16 protein-coding genes are annotated in these 20,597 nt (G+C 40.6%); 14 read left to right on the top strand and 2 right to left on the bottom strand.

Annotated elements, in window-relative coordinates; genetic code table 11:
• The first annotated feature begins 74 nt into the window (after positions 1-74).
• The 11 genes from QZT73_RS02430 (at position 75) to QZT73_RS02380 (ending at position 14,667) form a co-directional block, all read left to right on the top strand.
• A complete protein-coding gene (locus QZT73_RS02430; protein WP_291783029.1) occupies positions 75-1,175 on the top strand; it encodes a chorismate mutase in 1,101 nt (366 codons plus the stop codon).
• A 25-nt stretch (positions 1,176-1,200) separates the two neighbouring features.
• Positions 1,201-2,235 (top strand): 3-dehydroquinate synthase, encoded by a 1,035-nt coding sequence (aroB, locus tag QZT73_RS02425; RefSeq protein WP_291783027.1) that lies wholly within the window; start codon positions 1,201-1,203, stop codon positions 2,233-2,235.
• A gap of 11 nt (positions 2,236-2,246) precedes the next feature.
• Positions 2,247-3,455, top strand: coding sequence for a 3-phosphoshikimate 1-carboxyvinyltransferase (locus QZT73_RS02420; RefSeq protein ID WP_291786433.1), 1,209 nt, complete (start codon positions 2,247-2,249; stop codon positions 3,453-3,455).
• A 3-nt stretch (positions 3,456-3,458) separates the two neighbouring features.
• Positions 3,459-4,295, top strand: a complete 837-nt coding sequence (locus tag QZT73_RS02415) for a prephenate dehydratase (RefSeq protein WP_291786432.1) — start codon at positions 3,459-3,461, stop codon at positions 4,293-4,295.
• Complete coding sequence (locus tag QZT73_RS02410) at positions 4,292-5,434, top strand: aminotransferase class I/II-fold pyridoxal phosphate-dependent enzyme (RefSeq protein WP_291786430.1); 1,143 nt, start codon at positions 4,292-4,294, stop codon at positions 5,432-5,434. Before QZT73_RS02415 ends, QZT73_RS02410 begins: the two co-directional genes overlap by 4 nt.
• A gap of 34 nt (positions 5,435-5,468) precedes the next feature.
• The gene (locus QZT73_RS02405) at positions 5,469-6,314 is read left to right on the top strand and encodes a prephenate dehydrogenase (protein WP_291783015.1); all 846 of its coding nucleotides are present in this window, start codon (positions 5,469-5,471) and stop codon (positions 6,312-6,314) included.
• A 71-nt stretch (positions 6,315-6,385) separates the two neighbouring features.
• The gene (locus tag QZT73_RS02400; RefSeq protein ID WP_291786428.1) at positions 6,386-7,093 is read left to right on the top strand and encodes an SIMPL domain-containing protein; all 708 of its coding nucleotides are present in this window, start codon (positions 6,386-6,388) and stop codon (positions 7,091-7,093) included.
• 92 nt (positions 7,094-7,185) lie between these two features.
• Positions 7,186-8,712, top strand: coding sequence for a M20/M25/M40 family metallo-hydrolase (locus QZT73_RS02395; protein WP_291786427.1), 1,527 nt, complete (start codon positions 7,186-7,188; stop codon positions 8,710-8,712).
• Positions 8,713-8,972: 260 nt separating this feature from the next.
• Positions 8,973-11,954 (top strand): SusC/RagA family TonB-linked outer membrane protein, encoded by a 2,982-nt coding sequence (locus tag QZT73_RS02390; RefSeq protein ID WP_291786425.1) that lies wholly within the window; start codon positions 8,973-8,975, stop codon positions 11,952-11,954.
• Between the two features lie 18 nt (positions 11,955-11,972).
• A complete protein-coding gene (locus tag QZT73_RS02385) occupies positions 11,973-13,355 on the top strand; it encodes a RagB/SusD family nutrient uptake outer membrane protein (RefSeq protein WP_291777868.1) in 1,383 nt (460 codons plus the stop codon).
• Between the two features lie 94 nt (positions 13,356-13,449).
• Complete coding sequence (locus QZT73_RS02380; RefSeq protein WP_291786423.1) at positions 13,450-14,667, top strand: M20/M25/M40 family metallo-hydrolase; 1,218 nt, start codon at positions 13,450-13,452, stop codon at positions 14,665-14,667.
• A gap of 101 nt (positions 14,668-14,768) precedes the next feature.
• Here QZT73_RS02380 and QZT73_RS02375 read toward each other — a convergent pair whose 3' ends face one another.
• Complete coding sequence (locus QZT73_RS02375; protein WP_291786421.1) at positions 14,769-15,899, bottom strand: DUF4236 domain-containing protein; 1,131 nt, start codon at positions 15,897-15,899, stop codon at positions 14,769-14,771.
• Between the two features lie 257 nt (positions 15,900-16,156).
• Between QZT73_RS02375 and QZT73_RS02370 the strand changes: the two genes are divergently transcribed.
• From QZT73_RS02370 to QZT73_RS02360, 3 genes are all read left to right on the top strand, one after another.
• Entirely contained in the window at positions 16,157-17,692 is a 1,536-nt protein-coding gene (locus QZT73_RS02370; RefSeq protein WP_291786419.1) for a sulfatase-like hydrolase/transferase, read from the top strand.
• 81 nt (positions 17,693-17,773) lie between these two features.
• Positions 17,774-18,517, top strand: a complete 744-nt coding sequence (locus QZT73_RS02365; protein ID WP_291777858.1) for an endonuclease/exonuclease/phosphatase family protein — start codon at positions 17,774-17,776, stop codon at positions 18,515-18,517.
• Between the two features lie 2 nt (positions 18,518-18,519).
• Complete coding sequence (locus QZT73_RS02360; RefSeq protein WP_291777855.1) at positions 18,520-19,401, top strand: DUF1080 domain-containing protein; 882 nt, start codon at positions 18,520-18,522, stop codon at positions 19,399-19,401.
• Here QZT73_RS02360 and QZT73_RS02355 read toward each other — a convergent pair.
• Complete coding sequence (locus QZT73_RS02355) at positions 19,398-20,279, bottom strand: dienelactone hydrolase family protein (protein ID WP_291786417.1); 882 nt, start codon at positions 20,277-20,279, stop codon at positions 19,398-19,400. The genes QZT73_RS02360 and QZT73_RS02355 overlap by 4 nt on opposite strands.
• Positions 20,280-20,597: the final 318 nt, after the last annotated feature.

Below are 20,597 nucleotides of genomic sequence, written 5' to 3'. Positions count from 1 at the left end.
AAACTAAAAATCATAAACCAAGAAAAAGCCCGATTCGAAAGATTCGGGCTTTTTTCATTTAAACCATCAACATCATGCAAGATCATTTACAAATTAAAGATTGGGGATTAGGTCTCAGCGGCCATACCATCATTGCTGGTCCCTGCAGTGCAGAGACTCCTGAGCAAATTGAAAAAGTTTGTTTGGACATGAAGAAAGAAAATATGATTCCAGGTATGTTTCGTGCCGGAATATGGAAACCACGTACCCGTCCCGGTTCATTTGAAGGCATTGGTGAAGATGGTTTGAAATGGATGGAAATCGTCAGGCATCATTTGAATATTCCTATTACCACCGAGGTAGGAAACGCTGCCCATGTGGAAAGTGCGCTGAAGCATAAAGTGGATGTGCTTTGGGTAGGGGCAAGGACCACAGTCAATCCATTTGCTGTTCAGGAAATAGCCGATGCATTAAGAGGGGTGGATATTCCCGTGATGGTTAAAAACCCAATGAATCCAGATCTACAATTATGGTTAGGTGCATTGGAAAGATTTTCTGCAGTAGGAATTAATAAACTGGCCGCTATACATAGAGGATTCTCGGATTCCTATGACAAAAGATTCCGTAATAAGCCCAATTGGTCCATGCCCATCCATCTGAAAAGAGAGTGGAAAGGAATGGAAGTGATCAATGATCCAAGTCATATCGTAGGCAACAGGGATGGTTTATTGGAAACTGCCCAGAGGGCGATTAACTTTGGTCTTGATGGTTTAATGATTGAAACACATCATGATCCTGATAATGCCTGGTCTGATGCCAAGCAGCAGGTGACCCCGGCAAGATTAAAAGCCATTTTGGCCCAAATAGATTTTAGGGATACAATCGGAGAAGAAAATCCAAGCGAAAGACTCAATGACCTGAGAAACGCTATTGATCATTTGGATGATCAATTATTGGATATCCTACAGGAGCGTTTTTCCCTTATTGATCAAGTGGGTGCTTACAAAAGAGAAAATCACCTTACTGTTTTCCAGTCTGACCGCTGGAAATATGTGATGGAATCAAGAACCAAGAAAGGAGTTGATAAAAATCTAAGTGAAAAATTCATGAAAGAGCTTCTTTACTGCATTCATGAAGAGTCAGTCAAAAGACAGGAAAAGCAATTAAGAGAAGCAGATCCTATCAGGAAAGCCTAAGTATCCGTCAATTAAAAAGCATATTTTGGAAAAAATTTTATTTTCTGGTCAAATTGCAAAGGACCTTTTGCTCTATTTGGGAAATATCAAATTTTCGCGAGTGGGAATTATCATGGACGACAATACACAAAAGCATTGTTTTCCTGTAATTCAAACAAGTTTACCTGAGAATTCAAGCAGTTTTGTGTTTGAAGCCGGAGAAAATCAAAAGAACTTGGACACCTGTAAGGAGATTTGGAAGTGGATGACGGAACAGGGGTTTGACCGAAAAGCTTTGATCATCAACTTGGGAGGGGGTGTTGTAGGTGATATGGGAGGTTTTTGTGCCTCCACCTATAAAAGAGGGGTTCGTTTTATCAATGTACCTACCACACTCCTTGCCCAAGTAGATGCAAGTGTCGGAGGAAAGTTAGGGATAGATTTTATGGGACTGAAAAACCATATCGGGGTTTTTACGCAACCTGAAGCAGTTCTGATTTCTGATGTGTTTTTAAAAACCTTACCTGAGGAAGAACTGAGGTCAGGTTATGCTGAAGTCATCAAGCACGGTTTAATCAGAAGTACAGGCTATTTTAACAGCCTCAAATTTGATCACTGGAAAGAGCAATCATGGAGAGATATTATTGAAAAGTCTATCAGTATTAAAAAGGAAGTCGTGGAAAAGGACCCAAAAGAATCCGGCTTGCGGAAAATCCTCAACTTTGGGCATAGTATCGGACATGCTTTTGAATCAAAGTTCCTCAATACAGATAGACATTTGCTCCATGGAGAAGCCATTGCTATTGGCATGGTCTGCGAAGCTTACCTTTCCCATCTTAAATCCGGACTTTCTGAAATGGAATTGGAGGAGGTTCAAAATGCTTTGATGCTGGTGTTTCATAAGTTTGATTTTGAGGAAGAAGAAATCCTTGGAATTATTCAATTGTGTACCCAAGATAAAAAGAATGAAGGTGGAAAAATTTATTTTAGTTTGCTGCAAGGGATTGGAGCCTGCGATTATAATATTCCAGTTAACGAACAAGAGATATTCGAAGCCATCAAATACTACAAAAACATCTAAGAAAAGAAACTTTGGAAACCCTTATTTTAGAACAGATCAATTCTTTTTTGCCAAGCAGAATCCCTCTTCCCTCTTCTAAGAGCGAGAGTAACAGGGCATTGATAATAGATGCACTGACTGAAGGCGAAAACCGGCTACTGAATTTAGCAGAGGCGAGAGATACCCAGACCATGATCCGTCTCCTTAAGGAAAACCCTCCAATTTTTGATGTACTGGATGCAGGTACGACCATGCGATTTCTTACAGCTTATGCTGTGGTCACTGATCAGTACAAGGTCATGACTGGAACACCGAGGATGTGTGAAAGACCGATAGGAATTTTGGTTGATGCATTAAGGGCTCTAGGGGCAGAAATCCACTACATGAATAAAGAAGGCTTTCCACCTCTTGCAATTCATGGATTGAAGATTCAAAAAACTGATGCCCTTCAAATCAGAGGGGATGTAAGCAGTCAATACATTTCAGCGCTTTTGATGGTAGCCCCAAAGCTACCAAAGGGATTGACCCTCGAATTGACAGGAAAAGTAGGTTCTAGAACCTACATAGAAATGACTATTCAGTTGATGAAGGCATTTGGCGTAAGTTGTGAATGGAAAGGCAATTTGATCAAAGTGAAACATCAGGACTATAAGCCCACTGTCTTTTCGGTGGAAAGCGACTGGTCAGGAGCGAGTTATTGGTTCAGCTTGATTGCCTGTGCAGATAAGGGAGACTTGTTTTTGGAAGGGCTAAAGCAGAATAGTTTGCAAGGAGATTCAAAGATTGTGGAAATCATGGATCACTTAGGGGTAAAGAGTGAATTTAAGGTTGGTGGGCTTCAATTGACCAAACAGGAAGTCAAAGGTCTAGATGCATTCGATTTCAGCGATTGTCCTGATTTGGCCCAGACTGTAGCAGTAACTTGTGCTATTATTGGGCAAAAAGTACGATTTACAGGCTTAGAAAGTCTGCGGATCAAAGAAACTGACCGGATTTATGCCCTGCAACAGGAATTGCTGAAATTTGGGGCGAAGTTAGAAGAAGATGCCAACGAGGCATTCACCCTGATTCCAAGTGTGAAAATGCCCAATGAAGTGAAAATTCATACATATGATGACCACAGAATGGCTATGGCGTTTATGCCTTTGATGACCAAGACAAGGGTAATCATTGAAGATCCAGAAGTGGTCAATAAATCCTATCCCAGTTTTTGGAAGCATGTTGCGTTGATTAATAATTAAGCTATGGGTATTGCAATTCAAGGGATCCCTGGTTCATTCCACCATCAGGTGGTATTGGATTATTTTGGAACTGAATCCGAGGTAAACTATCACCGCACCTTTGAACAGGCGGTCAAGGCAGTTTCGGAAGCAAAAGATCAATATGCCGTTCTGGCGATTGAAAATTCAATAGCAGGAGCTATTTTACCAAATTATGAACTGATAGATCGCTATGGTTTACACATTTCGGGGGAGTATTATTTGCCAATTTCCCATAATCTCCTAGCCCTTCCAGGACAAAAAATTGCCGATATCAAGGAGGTTCGTTCCCATCCCATGGCACTTTTGCAGTGTAAGAAGTTTTTCCAAGACTATCCGGATATCCTATTGTCAGATGATTTGGATACAGCGACTGTGGCTAAACGCATCGCTGAGGAATCGCTGATGGGTGTTGCTGCAGTTGCCAGCAAGGCTGCTGCCGAAATATATCAATTACAGATATTGGCCTCCGACATTCAAACTGTCAAAGACAATTTCACAAGGTTTATTATTTTGCAAAAAGGAAAACCAGAAAAAACTGATGGAAGCGATAAAGTTTCTTTGAAGATAATTATCAGCAATGAAATGGGGAGTTTAGCCAAATTGCTTACACAAATAAGTGAATACGGGCTTAATCTTTCCAAGATCCAATCTGTGCCGGTAATAGAAAAACCTTGGGATTATGCGTTTTTTATGGATGCTCATTTTGAATCTTTTCTTCGCTTAGAAGAAGCCCTAAAAGGAATTGTCCAAAATGGAGCTGAAGTAAAAGTACTTGGAGAGTATAGGAGTAGTAAATTTTGTAAGGAAGATAAAAGATGATCAGTTTTTCGAATAGGGTCCATACTGTGGAGGAATATTATTTTTCTCAAAAATTAAAAGAAGTCAAAAGGCTTCAGGAGGCAGGGAAAGCCGTAATCAATATGGGTATAGGCAGTCCTGATTTACCTCCTCACCCAACTGTTGTGGCTGCTTTGACAGGCACTGCAAACGCTACTGAAACCCATGGTTATCAAAATTACCAAGGAATTCCTGCATTGAGGAGGGCTTTTGTGGATTTTTATGAAAAGAAATATGGTGTAACCAATTTCACGGATACTGAAGTTCTGCCTTTGATCGGTTCGAAGGAAGGGATTTTACATATTTCCATGGCTTTTTTAAATGAGGGAGATGCTGTATTGGTTCCTGATCCAGGCTATCCTACTTATACCTCAGTGCTCAAAATGCTGGGAAACGAATGCATTTACTACAGTTTGAATAAGGAAAACGCATGGTATCCTGATTTGCAGGATTTGGAAAAGAAAGACCTTTCGAGAGTCAAGATGATGTGGATCAATTATCCGCATATGCCCACAGGAGCTAAGGCGGATAGACAGATATTTAAAGCGCTGGTTGACTTCGCTAAAGCCCATGATTTATTGTTGGTTAATGACAATCCCTACAGTATGATTTTGACGGATGAACCTCGGAGTATTTTTCAAATTCCGGGCGCCAAAATGGTAGCCTTGGAATTAAATTCATTGAGTAAAACAGCCAATATGGCTGGATGGAGAGTGGGGGCAGTCTTGGGTCAAGGAAAATTTATTGATGCTATAGTCAAGGTGAAAAGCAATGTAGATTCCGGAATGTTTCTTGGTATTCAAAATGGGGCTATTGCCGCCTTGAATTTAGGAGAGGCATGGTATTCTGAATTGAATGCTGAATATGCGGCGAGAAGGAAAATGATATGGGAGTTGGTAAAAAAACTTGGTTTGGAATACAGTGAGGATGCTGAAGGCATGTTTGTTTGGGCTAAGCTTCCCGATGGAATTAAATCCAGGGAGTTTGTAGATGGTTTATTGGAAAATAAAAGCATTTTCATGGCACCTGGTGATATTTTTGGAAATAATGGAGAGGGCTGGGTAAGATTATCTCTTTGCGTCAATAAAAGCCAAATCCTGGAAGCAATCAATAGAATATAGAATCCATAGAGCGATTAAATTAATTAAGATTAATATGAAAAAGATACACATTGTAGGAATAGGACTTTTGGGCGGATCATTTGCGTTGGCATTGAAAAAAGCAATGCCGGAAATTGTTTTTACAGGGCATGACGCCAGTGAAAAAAACCTCAGTGATGCATTGGCATTGGGTTTAATTAATGAAGCAAGAACAGAAGCCGATCCTGATACAGATATTGTTATTTTGGCAACTCCCGCGGACACCTTACCAAAAATTTTGGAAACTACTTTGAATCAAACCGGGGAAAATACCTTAATTATAGACTTTGGATCTACCAAAGCTACCCTTTGTAAAGCAGTGGAAAACCATCCACAGCGGTCCCGTTACCTGGCAGGACACCCAATAGCCGGTACGGAATATTCCGGTCCAAAAGCGGCGATGGAAAGTCTATTGGACAGGAAAGTATTTATTATCTGTGAAATGGAAAAAACTGATGTACATCTCAAAGGAATGGCGTATGAGGTTCTTGAAGCATTGAATATGAAACTCAGGTTCATGGATCCTGAAGAACATGATGCCCAATTGGCATTTGTATCCCATTTGTCTCATATTTCTTCTTTTATGCTGGGGAAAACTGTTCTTGACAAAATGGAAGATGATAAAAATGTTTTTGATATGGCAGGCAGTGGTTTTGCTTCAACGGTACGTTTGGCCAAAAGTTCGCCAGCTATGTGGGCACCAATAATGCTGGAAAATAAGAAAAATATTATAGAAGGTCTAAACAGGTATATCACAAACTTGTCTAAATTCAGAGATAAAATCCAAGATGATGATTTTGAAGGCTTGTTCCAAGAAATGCAGAAAATCAATAAAATAAGGGATATTCTGGATCTTTCTTGATTTTAAAGAAACACTGCTTAGAAATCGGCCTGTTATTTGATCTATAAGGGTAGGTTTTAAATTGATAAGTCATGAAAATAACAATGTTTATCCTCCCCTTCTTAATTTTATCTTTTACAATGATGGCACAACAAATCCCCTTGATTGAGGTAGAAGGCAACAGTGAAGTCAGCCTTATGCCCGATGAGGCCTTGATTCTTATTTCTTTAAATGAAAAAGCGATGACAGTGGCTGATGCTACTAATGGCCTGAACAAAAAGACTAAGGCCATTGAAGATGCCCTGAAAAAGTCAGGCGTGAAAACATACCGGTTGTTTGTAGATAATTATTACGTAAATGTAAACCGGGTTTTTACCAGGGGTTCATCCCATGACAGTGGTTATGTGGCTTCCCAAAGCATTAGGGTCAGGGTTTTAGATATTGAAAAAGATCTGATTAAAGTAACAGAGACGATTCAACAGACAGGTAATCCTGGATTCAATCTTTCTTTGCAGGTCTCTGATGAATTGAAAAAAGCGGTAGAAGAGGAATTACTGGAGAAGGCAATTGCAGATGCCATGCGAAAGGCCAAAGTAATTGCCAAAAGTATTGGAGTGCAGGATATTCATGTTCACAAAGTAAATTATACCTCATCCAGTCAAGGCTTTTATCCGGTAATGCGTGAGGCCAGGGTTGCCATGGCTGCCGATATGGCTCCCAGAGATGAGCCTACATTTAGGCCTGAAGAAAGAAAGATCAATGATAAGGTAATGGTTTCTTTTACTTTTGAGCGAAAATAAGGATTCTATCCTTTGGTTGAAAATTAACCGTCCATAAAATTGAGCTTTGATTTATTGTTGTTTCGGCTAAAATTCAAGTCAAAATAACAATTATGAAATTAAATATTCTTCTGATTTTCTTGGGTTTAATGCTATCCTTTGGTCAGGCTGTAGCCCAAAAGAAAGCAAAAATTGACTTGGATGCCGTGACGGAAGCACATTTCCTAAGGGGGATTGGTATTCTAAATGAATTGCTGTCCATTCCTAATGATTCCAATGATCCGGAGCAACTTGTACCCAATATAGAGTGGTGCGAATCCAATTTATCAACAAGGAATTGGCAGGTTAGCAGGTTAGAGACTTCCGGATTCCCACTTTTATTTGCCGAAAAGACTGTTCCTAAAGCCAAAAAAACAGTTTTGTTTTATTTCCATATTGACGGCCAACCTGTAGATAGAAAACGTTGGAACCAAGCAGACCCCTATCAGCCTGTCTTGAAACGACAGAGTACATCTGGGCAATGGGAAGCCATTCCGATGGAAATGCTTCAAAGTCAATTTGACCCTGAGTGGAGGATTTTTGCAAGATCTTCCTCGGATGATAAAGGGCCATTTGCCATGTTTCTCACAGCTTGGGATGCCATGGTGGAGCAAAAGCTGACGCCCAATTATAACCTCAAAATCATTTTGGACTTTGAAGAAGAGATTGGTTCCCCACATCTTCCGGAGGCTGTGGTGCGTCACAAGGAGACTCTGGCAGCAGATATGATGTTGATCATGGATGGTCCAAGGCATTTGAGCAATGAACCAACGTTAAGTTTTGGTGCTCGGGGGATTTCACAAATCACCTTGAAAGTTTTTGGTCCGCGAGCAGCTCAACATTCAGGGCATTATGGGAATTATGCCCCAAATCCTGCTTTTAGGTTAACCCAGATTTTGGCCTCCATGAAAGATGATGAGGGGAGAGTGGTCATTCCGGGCTTTTATGATGGAATAGTGCTGACAGATACCGAAAGGGAAATTTTAGCTCAGGTTCCTGATGATGAGGATGAAATCCAAATGAAGTTGGGGATTGGAAGTGTAGATAAAGTTGGCGGTACCTACCAAGAGTCCTTACAGTATCCTTCATTAAATATCAGGGGAATGTCCTCCGGGTGGGTAGGTGATGAAGTGAGAACCATTGTTCCAGCAGATGCAACTGCTGAAATAGATATTAGGTTAGTGCCAGAAAGTGACCCTGAGCGTCTTTTTGGTTTAATTAGAGGTCATATTGAAGATCAGGGATATTATATTTTAGAAGGAAGAGATCCTACGGATGAAGAAAGACAGCGCTTCCCCAAACTATTGAAATGGGAGGGTAGCATTTCTTATCAGGCTTTCAGGACACCTTTTGATTCTGAACCGGGTATTTGGCTGAATAAAGCCATGGTTAGGGCTTTTGGAAAAGAACCCATCAAAAAACGGATCAGTGGTGGCTCCCTACCTATTGCACCCTTTGTAGATGCATTGGAAGTACCCGCCGTTACTGTAGTAACAGTCAATTCAGACAATAACCAACATGGCCCAGATGAGAATATCAGATTGGGCAATTATAAAGAAGGCATTAAAACAGCTTTAGCAATTTTGACGGAGGATCTTTGAGCTTAAGTTCCTCCGTTTATCAAAAAAACAGTTACATACGGTTTTTTTGATTTCATTTCAATACTGTAGTTTTGAATATAGTTTTTAGAATAGGATTAGAATTTTTTTATTCCTGAGAAATTTTTTTTGTTGAATTCATATGTTTTTTTTCCTTATACGCAGAATTAATTTTTGCCTTTTATGGATATTACATGCGATTTATTTGAGGTAATTTCCTAAATTTCTTGGGTGTTATTTAACTTAGGTTTAAAACAAATTCTATGAAAAAAATTTACAAATTTAGCACTACCCTTTTACTTCTTCTGCTAACAGCAGGATGGAGTTGGGCACAGTATACCGTATCGGGTACGGTAACAGATGATCGGACAGGTGAGCCTTTGATAGGGGCGACTATTTTGATCAGGAATACTACCACGGGTGTAGTGGCAGACTTAGATGGACGGTTCAGTATTACCGTTCCTGGAAGTCAGGAAGCAGTTTTGGTAGTGTCTTCATTGGGATACACCAGTCAAAATGTGAATGTTTCTCCGAATCTTACTTCAGTGCAGGTAAGACTAAGAGAAGATGCTACTAATTTGGAAGAAGTAGTCATCACAGGTCTTGCTTCTAATGTGAAGCGGAGTAATCTAGCCAATGCAGTTTCTTCGGTGTCTGCCAAAGAACTGGTGGGAACCACGAATATTCAGACCACTGATGGTGCCCTTTATGGTAAAATTGCTGGTGCAAATATTCGTATGAACTCGGGTGCGCCGGGGGGTGGAGTTTCTATACAACTGAGGGGTATATCAAGTTTATCTGGTTCTTCTCAGCCTTTGATCATTGTTGATGGGGTGTATATCAACAATAGCTTTCAAAGAACAGGAAGGGCTTCGGTAACAGGAGCCGGAGGTGCCAATCAGGATGATGGAGCCAACCGCTTGGCTGATTTGAATCCGAATGATATTGAGTCTATCGAAGTACTTAAGGGACCTTCAGCAGCTGCAATTTATGGAACAAGGGCCAATGCAGGGGTAATTATTATTACTACAAAAAGAGGATCTGCTGGGAAAACCCAGGTTTCTCTTTCTCAAGATATCGGTTTTGCCACTCCTTTGAGATTACTCGGTGTTGATGATTGGAGTGAAGAAAAAATCAATTTCTTTTTTCCAGAGGCTAGAAGGCCGATTGAATTGGAAAGGTTCAGACAAGCAGTTGCCACCAATACCTTTGTAGATTATGAAGATTATTTCTACAATAATACGGCAACTCTTTCCAATACAAGGCTGACTGTTAATGGAGGAAATGACAGGACCAAGTTCTTCATCAGTGGTAACATTGCAGCAGAAGATGGAACTGTAAGAAATACTGGCTTTGAAAGGTACTCTATCAGGGCGAATGTGGATCACAAAATTTCCGATTTCATCCGTTTGGGAGTTTCTTCCAATTATATCCGAAGCAATACAGACAGAGGGTTTACAGGCAACCAAAACAACACAGGTGCCAGTATTGGATATAATATCGCCTATGTTCCAAATTATTATGATTTGAGAAGAAATGCAGACGGTACTTATCCTATCAATCCATATTTCTCGGAAAACCCGGTTGCGGTAACGGATAATGCCATCAATAATTCTCTTGTCAATAGATTTATCCAAGCTTTTACGCTTGATGCGGATCTTTATAAATCAGCAAATAGTTTCTTAAGATTCCAATTGGCTGGAGGTATGGATTTCCTTCAAAATACAACTTTGGTTTACCTTCCTGAATTCCTGCAGTTTCAAAGGGGTCAGGCCAATCCAGGTGATGTGCTTTGGGGTAAACAGGAAAGCTTTAATACCAATCTTCAGGCTGTAATGGTTTACAACTGGAACTTAGGAAGGGTCAATATGAATTCCCAAGCTGGGGTTGTAAGATTAGATTTCAAGAATGATGGACTATTTACAAGAGGTAGAGGTTTAGCCCCTGGTCAACTTAACCTACAACAGGCTACTGTGCAAGAGATCAACCAACAGTTTTTCTCAGAGGTGCAGGAAGCAGGGATTTTCTTACAACAAGAGGCAAATTTTGAGGATAAAATCATTGGTACAGTAGGTGTCCGTTGGGATAAATCCACCTTAAATGGTGACCCGAATCAATTCTACGCCTTTCCAAGAGCTTCCGTCGCATTCAATTTGGCCAATTTTGATTTCTGGGGTTCAAAGACAACGTTTTCAGCTTTGAAACCAAGAATTGCCTATGGTGAAACAGCCGGTCCTGTAGCATTTGGAGCAACCTTCACACCATTAGGAGGAGCAAATATCGGAGGACTTTTAGGTTCTGTGGTTTCGACGCAAATTGGAAATACCCAAATTTTGCCAGAAACAGCCACTGAATTGGAGTTTGGTATCGATGCAGGTTTCTTTAATAATAAACTTGGTTTGGAGGCTACTTATTATATCAAAAACACACAGAACAATATTCAAAATCTGAACTTGGCACCTTCTACTGGAGTGAATATCACACCAAGTAATGAGGCTGAGTTGGAGAATAAAGGTATTGAATTGGCCCTCTTTGGGACGGTTGTTGACAAGCCAAACTTCCGTTGGAATTCCAGGGTTATGTACTGGCAAAACCGATTGAATATGCGGAGATTAGGAATCCCTACATATGTTGCTGGTGGATTTGGAGCGGCTTTAGGTACTTTCTTGTACGCAGAAGGTGTAGCGCCAACTACAATTGTCGGAACACCTGCGGACCCAAATAATCCCGGCGGTTTTACCATATGGGGTAATTCCCAGCCCAAGTTCAATATGTCGATGATAAATAATTTCACAATTGCAAAAAACTTGGAGTTCTCTTTCTTATTGGAGTATAGAAAAGGAGGAGATAATATCAACTTGTCACAGTTCTTAACTGATGCTGGAGGTACAACCAAAGGTTGGTTTGAAGATGATAATGGGGATGGAATTCCAAATGGTAGACAAAGACCACCTGCCCCTTTTAATAATGCCGGAAGATGGGTTCAGGATGCAACTTTCTTGAAAATCAGGGAAATCGGTTTGTACTACTCTATTCCAAAAAATACTGTAATCCAAACATTTGGTAATAGCGTTGAGAATATTAGATTGGGCGCTTCTATGAATAATGCCTTCCTATTTACAAACTATCAAGGTTATGACCCTGAGACTTCCACTTTTGGAGCCCAGGCAATTGCCAACAATGTGGATATAACCCCATACCCAACACCAAGAAGGGTCTTCTTTCACATAACCATTGATTTCTAAAATCCAAAGCTGATCATTATGAAAACAATAAAAAAATATATCGGAACAGTGGCTTTGGCAGCAATCAGTTTGTTCGCTTGTAATCCACTACAATTAGATGAAATAATTGATCCCAACAATCCTTCGGTTGAGAGTGTCAGCAATAACGCATCTAGGGAACAAATCCAATTTCTCATCACAGGATTGGAAGCCCGTCATAGGGCATATGTCTTTAATGTAACTGCCGCGTGGGGTACTTTTGGAAGGGAAGTTTGGTATTTGAACGCTTCCGATCCACGATTCCAAACAGATTGGTTGGGTCAAGGAGGTAGGACTCCAGATAGGGCCTATTTTGGGTTTGGTGCTACAGGTGGTGGTTCTTATGCTTCACCTTATCAAGCCATTAAGCAGGCCGAAGTGCTGATTGCGGCTGCTGAGAATGCTGCAACTTTATCACAGACGGATAGAAGTGCAATATCCGGACTCGCAAAAACAATCAAGGGCTATCAGTTTATGATTCCTGCAAATTTTGTTTATCAAAATGGTATCAGAATAGATGTATCAGATCCACTGAATCCAGGTCCTTTTGTCCCTTACGAACAAGCGCTTGATTTCATCAAATCGGTATTGGATGAGGGTGATCAAGATTTGAGTGCTGCCGGTGGAGGTAATTTTCCACTTACTTTGACATCAGGTTTTGCAGGCTTCAATACCAATGCAGGATTGAAGCAAGTAAATCGTGCAATAACAGCAAGGTTGAATGCTTACAGGAAAGATTGGACAGGTGTTTTATCAGCATTGGAAGGTTCTTTCATGGACCTTAATGGTAATTTAAATGCAGGACCTGCTCATCCTTATGGTGCGCCGCCAGATGTTTTCAACCCTATTTTCTATGTTCCTGACGCTTTGGTAACCACAATGATTGTTGTACATCCTTCCGTTTTAAGGGATGCTACTCCTGGTGACTTAAGGGTAGCTAATAAATTCTTTGAAAGAACAGTGGCTCCTGTTACGGTAACTACAGATGTTGGACCATTGGTGGGTACGCATCAAGATGGCCGTTGGGCCACCAATACTGCGGCAATTCCTTTTATCAAAAATGAAGAATTGATTTTGTTGAAAGCTGAAGCACATGCCAATCTTGGCCAGACTGCCCAAGCAGTAGAGGCAATCAACATTATCCGTAATGCTGCCGGAATTGGAGAATACACCGGTGGTACCGGTCAAGATGCGCTGATTGATGAGATATTGTATCAGAGAAGGTATTCTCTTTGGTTAGAGCCTTGGGGTCACCGTTGGATTGATGCCAGAAGGTACAATAAGCTCAACGAGATTGATGTCAGTTTTGACGGTGGAACGGTATTTACACAGTTCCCTCACCCTCAGTCTGAGTTGAACTGGGATGATTATATCGGGAACTGATCCTTATCAATAATTTATAAATTAAAAGCTGTCGGTTTTTCCGACAGCTTTTTTTATATTTCATTTCAATGGATCATTTTGAAAAAAGAATTCTATGAAGTTAAATTTTTGGATTGTTTTTTTCTTCCTCCTACTTGGACAAAATATTTGTGTTCATGTTGTTTATGGACAGGAGCCTCATCTAAGTTTTCAACAAGAGATGGGAATGAAGATGATTGCATCCAAATCTCAGCAGGCAGCGGAAATGTTGGAGGAAGTCGGTGGAATCATCAGTCCTTCCGGCCAGGAGAATGAAAGGGCGGAAAAAGTCGCCCAGCTTATGAAAGCTGTGGGTATTTCAGAAGTTCAAGTTGATGATATGCCCAATGCATTGGGTATTATTCCCGGAAAGTCTGATAGCTGTTTGGTTTTTATCAGTACATTGGATGACTTGGAAACAGTCGCCATCCATCAAAAAAATATAAATAGTTTACCCTATATCGATGGAGACCGTGTAATAGGTCCAGGTACCAATACCAGTTCCATTACCGTAGCCATGTTGCTGGCAGCCGAAGCTTTGATTGAATCAGGTATCAAACCAAAATATACCCTTGTTTTTGCCGCGGTTGCACAGGAAGAAACAGGACTAAAGGGAATGCATGCTGTATTTGAAGCATATAAAAGTAAGGCTGTTGGTTTTGTGGATATTTTGGGAGATGGTAGAAGGATCAGCTATGGGGCTTTGGGAATCCATTGGTATAAGGCATATGCCAAAGGGCCGGGCGGGCATTCCTTGGGTGGAGGCCTACCCAATGTAAATCAGGCCTTAGCCAAAGCTATTGATAGGATATTTAAACTTAATTATAAGGAAGACAGAACAGTAATCAATATTGCCATGATTGAAAGCGGGAAGGTATTCAATCATAAACCGGAAAGCGGTTGGTTCTCTCTGGATTTGCGGAGTTTGAATAATCAAACTTTGGCAGAAATGGAGCAAAAAGTATTGACTATTTTGGAAGAAGTAGGGGAGGAGACCAATATTGAACTGCGATTAGAGCCCATTCAAATCACCCCGGGCGGGCAGTTGGAGGGTGCTTTGGAGTCTCCTCTGGTGCAAAAGTCTATGGCAATCAGCCGTCATTTGGGATTTGAGCCGAATATGTCCAATGCGGGTAGCAGCAATATGAATATTGCCATTGCTGGAGGAGTGTCAGCGATAGGTTTAGGAGGGGATAGAGGAGGTCAAAGAGGGTATCCTGATGAATGGGCTTCCATTCCCAATATGATAGCCGCAGCCAAACATGTATTTTTATTGGCAAGTGAAGATTGGTAAAATAATTTCTCATTGCCACGAATGTATCAGTGAAAATTGGTGTATCCGAGGCTAATCTTTTTAAGCGGCTAGGTTTACAAAGCCATTTGGCCTAAAATAAATCAATCCTCCATTTCACTTACCCTGTTTAAAATACCGGCGAATTCAAAAAGCAATGGGCTGCTGATTACCAAAGGATTTTTTCGGTTGGATAAAAACACCTCAACTACGCCTTCTTCTACGGAAAGATGGATGTCATCTACTAGGCGGATGGCATAGGTTCTGGTATTTTGCTCATCCTGTATTTCCAGGACACGATTGCTGATCCTTAGCCTTCCTTCCATATCCAAAACATAGCCCATTTCTTTATAACGTACCCTATCCTGCTGCCAGGTGTTTAAAGTCCTCAAATTAAGCAACCTGCCTTCTCCTTCAAAAAATGGCTTTTCTCCTTTTACCAAATCCCTGGTAAAGTTGACCTCAGGAAGCCCTTGGAATTGTATTTCCCTAAGGTTTTTAAATTGGCTTATCAATTTTTGTTCTTCAGTGAAGGCTTCTTGTGGAAGGTTCCACTTGCTTTCCACTTCTTGAATGAAGGATTCTTCTGTACTGGTTAATTGGTGATCTGAAATCAGTTGTGCCACTAAATCTCTGTAAGTATCCAATGCTATAGCTGTAACCAATTCAGGAGATACAGGGAGAAATTGCTTGATTTCATCCAAAGTGATGATTTCCTCTTTTTGGATCTGTTTTTCCAACCAAGCAGGAAGGACTTGCGAAGCCAATACAATTCTGTCTTTTTCAGAAAATTTGGCTACTGTGTCCTTCCAGGTTGCTCCTGTCATTTCTTCAGGTCCCAAATGAACCAATGTATATAAGGCTGTTAAAAAGTTATTCTCTTTCGTTTGGGTTTTCATTTGATTATAAACCAGGACTACACCAACAATGCCCAATGAAATTTTTAACCATAATACGCTGACAATTAAGGCTACAATAATCAATCCCACACCAAGGTACAAAGTCTTTTTATTGGCGGGATATGGCAGTGCCGGAATTTGAAGACTTGATTTTTGGGTATTGAAAACGGGATAGCTCAATCCAGTATCGGTAAAAATCTCCTCAGTTTCCGTTAGATTGCGATATGTTCCTTGCAGCGTTGTCCCGTTTTTCCGCAAACTGCCAAGGTTTTTGCGATAATAAAGGCCATGCCTACCGCCGTGAAGATAGGTTTTCCCCTGAGAATTGATACCCAACCTCGCTCCTTTGACTCCTGATTAGAACCCAAGCCCACTTTTTGAAAGATTGACCCTTATTGGTCCAAAATTCAATCCTTTTCTAATATAAAACGGCATATTTATAGTTTTAAGCTCCAAAACATACTAAAAATTCCTGAAATGGTTGATGCAAATTCCAGAATGTAATATCATTTCTATGAATATTATCTCTAACATTGGACAGTCTATGTTTTTAACTTTTCAAAAAATGGCTTACTTTAAAGAAAATAGCGACAATGAAAAATCTTCTGTTAATAATTTTAATCGTTTTAGGAAGCTTTTCCTGCAATTCTCCAGAAAAAGAGAGTAATCAAGCTCTTCCCAATGTGGTTCTAATTTATACGGATGATGTTGGTTATGGGGATATTCAGGTTTATGGGGGTTTAATCCAAACCCCTAATATCGATGCTTTGGCAGCAGAGGGCTTGATGTTCACCAATGCCTACGCTACTTCCGCTACCTGTACACCTTCACGCTATTCCTTATTGACAGGAGAATATGCATGGAGGACAAAGGGCAGGGGAGTGGCTCCTGGAGACGCTTTGGCTTTGATAAAACCAGGTGTAGAAACTTTGCCTTCCGTATTTCAACGCGCTGGTTATCGGTCTGGCGTAGTAGGTAAATGGCATTTGGGCTTAGGGGAAGGTGAAGGTCCCAATTGGAATGGAAAAATAAGTCCAGGCCCTTTGGAAATTGGGTTTGACTATGCTTTCCTGATACCTGCTACCGGAGATCGTGTGCCTACCGTATTTGTGGAAAATCATCATGTGGTCAATCTCGATCATAATGACCCTATTCAAGTGAGTTATGCGGAGAAAATTGGTGATTGGCCTACAGGCAGTGAAAATCCGGAATTGTTGACCACCATGTATTCCCACGGGCATGATCAGACCATTGTTAACGGTGTCAGCCGGATAGGGTACATGACAGGTGGAGAATCAGCCCTTTGGAGAGATGAGGACATCGCCGATGAGATGCTCATAAGAGCACATGCTTTTTTGGAAAGAAATAAGAGTAACCCTTTCTTCCTCTATTTTTCGACGCACGACATCCATGTGCCTAGGATTGCACATGAAAGGTTTCAGGGGGCTACCGAATTTGGACCAAGGGGAGATGTGCTTGTCCAATTGGATTGGTCAGTAGGGGAGTTGGTAAGCAAGCTCAAAGAGCTTAACCTTTATGAAAATACGATCATTATCTTCACTTCAGATAATGGACCAGTACTGGATGATGGGTATGTGGATTGGGCCAAAGAAAAGATAGGCAATCACAGGCCTTCAGGAAAATTGAGGGGCGGAAAGTACAGTGCTTTTGAGGCAGGTACAAAAATTCCAATGATCGTACACTGGCCGGAAAAAATATCAAATGGTGTTTCTGATGCATTGATCAGTCAGGTAGATTTACTGGCATCTTTTGCCGGATTTTTGAATTTGGATTTCAATAAAGAACAGGCAATAGATAGCGAAAATCATTGGGATGCTATCATGGGGGACTCTTCTTTAGGAAGGGACATATTGGTACAGGAAGCCATTCAGGGAGTGCTGACCTTGATCAATAAGGAGGGCTATAAGTTTATCCCAGCACATAATGGGCCTGCTATTGTTCCATGGGGAACTGAAATAGAGACAGGTTTTTACCCGGAGGATCAACTGTTTTGGACAGAGAAAGATCCTGGTGAAACACGGAATTTAGCCCAATCAGAGATGGAAATCCTAAAAAAAATGCAAAAGAAGCTAGAAGATGTGGTCAATAAAAAGTCAGATAAAGAATAATCCATCTATAAAAATCCACGAAATATGAGGTTCAGGGCTATAGAATTATTGCTATTTTTGGTCTTTTTAAATACGGATATAATGGCACAGCAAACCCTTCGCATCCTTTCTTACAATATTTATCATGGCGAAAATCCGTACGCGATGGGCCAGTCTACAGTGTGTGAAGTGGCTGATTTTATCCAAGAGATAAACCCTGACTTTGTAGCCTTGCAAGAAGTGGACAGTATGACCAATAGGACAGCAAGCTTTGTTGGGGAAGCCTTGGATCTAACTGATATTTGGGCAAATAAAACAAAAATGTATGGATTCTTTGCCAAGGCCATTGATTTTAGTGGTGGCGGCTATGGAGAAGCAGTATTAAGCAAGGGCTCCGCATCTTTTGAAGCCGTCCAACTTCCCATTCCTAAAGGTGGTGAAGGAAGAAGTATGGCCATTGCCTATTCAAAAAACAAAGGAGAAATACCACTGACTTTTGCGGGGACCCACCTCTGCCACGAATTTGAAGAAAACAGAACAGCTCAGGTAAAAGCCATCATTGCGCGTTTTAAATCCTCAGAAAATCCAGTCATTGTTGCCGGGGATTTTAATTTGGAACCGGATGAGGAAGGCTATGCTTTAATGAGTACCCATTTTTATGATGCTGGCCTATTATTCGGTGATAGCTCATATACCTTCTCTACTGAAAAGCCTGAAATAAGGATTGACTACATCTGGCTATCAAAAAATACCGAGTGGTCAGTGGAAGAATTCAAAATAATGAACGATGTTGTTTATTCGGATCATTTACCGGTATTTGCCATTATTCAATTCAAACAAAAATGACTATGATGAATGAATCTGTGATTAAGTTCAAGATAACCGCTCTGATATTGCTTCTGGCTACTGTGGGATGCACTGGGCCAAAAGAAAATGAAAAAGATCCCAATATGGAATGGGTACAGTTATTCAATGGAAAAGATTTGGATGACTGGCTTATAAAGATTTCCAAACATGATTTGGGTGAGAATTTTGCCAATACTTTTAGAGTGGAGGATGGCTTGATGAAAGTCAGATATGACGGATACGAAGCTTTTGATCAGCAGTATGGTCATATTTTTTACAAGGAACCTTATTCCCATTACCTGCTGCGGGTGGAATATCGTTTTGTCGGTGAACAAGCTCCTGGGGGAGAAGGTTGGGCACTTAGAAATTCAGGTGCTATGTTACATAGTCAGGATCCAAATAGCATGCTGAAAGAACAAGATTTCCCCATTTGTGTTGAAGGACAGCTTTTGGGTGGTGATGGGGAAAATGAAAGACCTACCAGTAACCTGTGTACGCCAGGAACGCATGTGATTATGGATGGAGAATTGTTCACTCCCCATTGTGTCAATTCAAGTTCAAAGACCTACCACGGAGAAGATTGGGTTACTGCTGAATTTTTGGTTTTGGGGGATTCTATAGTGCATCATATTTTGGAAGGGAAATCCGTATTGAGCTATGGAAAACCTCAGATTGGTGGAGGCAATGTAAATCCATTTGACCCGGAAGTGAAGGTCGATGGAAAGCCATTGACTTCTGGATTTATTTCCCTCCAGAGTGAAAGTCATCCCATTGATTTTAGAAAGGTTGAACTGGTGGATCTTTCAAGGGTTAGAAAAAATCAATCCCAACTGAACGCAAGTTTGGTTCAATTGGGATTTGGTGATTTCACATCTGATAATTAAGCTTTCAAATGTTTCTGAAAGAATTCAATGGTTCTTGACCATGCCAATTCAGCGGCTTCTTTATCGTAGCGGGGGGTAGAATGGTTATGGAAACCATGGTTGGCGGCAGGGTAGAAGTATACTTCGTGGGATTTGTTATGTTCTTTAAGTGCTGCTTCATAGGCTGGCCAACCTTCATTCACTCGGGTGTCCAATTCTGCAAAGTGCAACTGTAATGGGGCTTGAATGGAAGGCACCATTTCAGATGGAGCCTGTCCGCCATAAAAAGGTACCGCTGCTTTCAAATCTGGAACCTTAACGGCCATCATATTGGATACCCATGCTCCGAAACAAAATCCAACTACACCTACATTCCCATTGCACTCGGGATGGGTTTTTAGCATTTCATAGCCTGCTATAAAGTCTTCGAGAATTTCATCCCTGTTTCTTTGAGCCTGCAGCGTTCTTCCTTCATCATCTGTACCAGGGTAACCTCCAAAAGGGGTCAAGGCATCAGGAGCAAAAGCAATAAATCCATCAAGGGCCGCCTGATGGGCTGTATCTTCTACATAGGGGTTAAGACCTCTGTTTTCATGGATAACGATTATTCCAGGTAGCTTTTCACTGCTCCCAGCTGCTCTGCTTAGTAAGCCCCTCATTTTACCAGCTCCTTTTGGAGAATTGTATTCCAAAAATTCTGATTTCAACCGGGAATCATTTCTTTCAAATCGCTTTGCAGCGGCATAATTTGGGAGAAGATAGCTCATCAATTCTGAAACCGTCCAGCCTCCCACAGCAAATGCTGAGAGTTTTTTTACAAAATCTCTTCTTTCTATTCTGTTGTGGCAATAATCGTCATACAGGCTGAAAACCTCTTGATTTGGTTTTTTCTTTTCCATGAATATTACATCTAAATCTTTTGGTTTGACTGGTATATAGTGCTCAATTTAACAAATAAAACATTCATGGGGTAGGAATTTACTCTAATGGAAAAATTATTGATTCAAACTCCCATCCTTTGATGCCAATTATAGATTGCAATAAATTCCAATTCTATTTTACAATTTTTCTTTCAAGTTGTAAAAACATCCAATATACAGTGTGAAAATCTATTGATATAAAAATAAACCTATATCTATAAAATAATTGTATAATTATCAAAAATAGGTTTATATTAGAATCATATTTTGAAAAATAAGAAAATATTATTTAAAATT

Origin of the sequence: Cecembia sp., assembly GCF_007126775.1 — a bacterium.
Taxonomy (GTDB): Bacteria; Bacteroidota; Bacteroidia; order Cytophagales; family Cyclobacteriaceae; genus Cecembia.
Note: the sequence above shows the minus strand (reverse complement) of the source record. Positions and strands in the feature narration are given on the sequence as shown.

Coding starts and splice junctions, on each gene's coding strand:
- QZT73_RS02395 (WP_291786427.1), top strand. CDS start 7,186: ATGAAATTAAATATTCTTCTGATTTTCTTGGGTTTAATGCTATCCTTT.
- QZT73_RS02360 (WP_291777855.1), top strand. CDS start 18,520: ATGATGAATGAATCTGTGATTAAGTTCAAGATAACCGCTCTGATATTG.
- QZT73_RS02365 (WP_291777858.1), top strand. CDS start 17,774: ATGGCACAGCAAACCCTTCGCATCCTTTCTTACAATATTTATCATGGC.
- QZT73_RS02380 (WP_291786423.1), top strand. CDS start 13,450: ATGAAGTTAAATTTTTGGATTGTTTTTTTCTTCCTCCTACTTGGACAA.
- QZT73_RS02430 (WP_291783029.1), top strand. CDS start 75: ATGCAAGATCATTTACAAATTAAAGATTGGGGATTAGGTCTCAGCGGC.
- QZT73_RS02385 (WP_291777868.1), top strand. CDS start 11,973: ATGAAAACAATAAAAAAATATATCGGAACAGTGGCTTTGGCAGCAATC.
- QZT73_RS02390 (WP_291786425.1), top strand. CDS start 8,973: ATGAAAAAAATTTACAAATTTAGCACTACCCTTTTACTTCTTCTGCTA.
- QZT73_RS02405 (WP_291783015.1), top strand. CDS start 5,469: ATGAAAAAGATACACATTGTAGGAATAGGACTTTTGGGCGGATCATTT.
- QZT73_RS02370 (WP_291786419.1), top strand. CDS start 16,157: ATGAAAAATCTTCTGTTAATAATTTTAATCGTTTTAGGAAGCTTTTCC.
- QZT73_RS02415 (WP_291786432.1), top strand. CDS start 3,459: ATGGGTATTGCAATTCAAGGGATCCCTGGTTCATTCCACCATCAGGTG.
- QZT73_RS02400 (WP_291786428.1), top strand. CDS start 6,386: ATGAAAATAACAATGTTTATCCTCCCCTTCTTAATTTTATCTTTTACA.
- QZT73_RS02410 (WP_291786430.1), top strand. CDS start 4,292: ATGATCAGTTTTTCGAATAGGGTCCATACTGTGGAGGAATATTATTTT.
- QZT73_RS02355 (WP_291786417.1), bottom strand. CDS start 20,279: ATGGAAAAGAAAAAACCAAATCAAGAGGTTTTCAGCCTGTATGACGAT.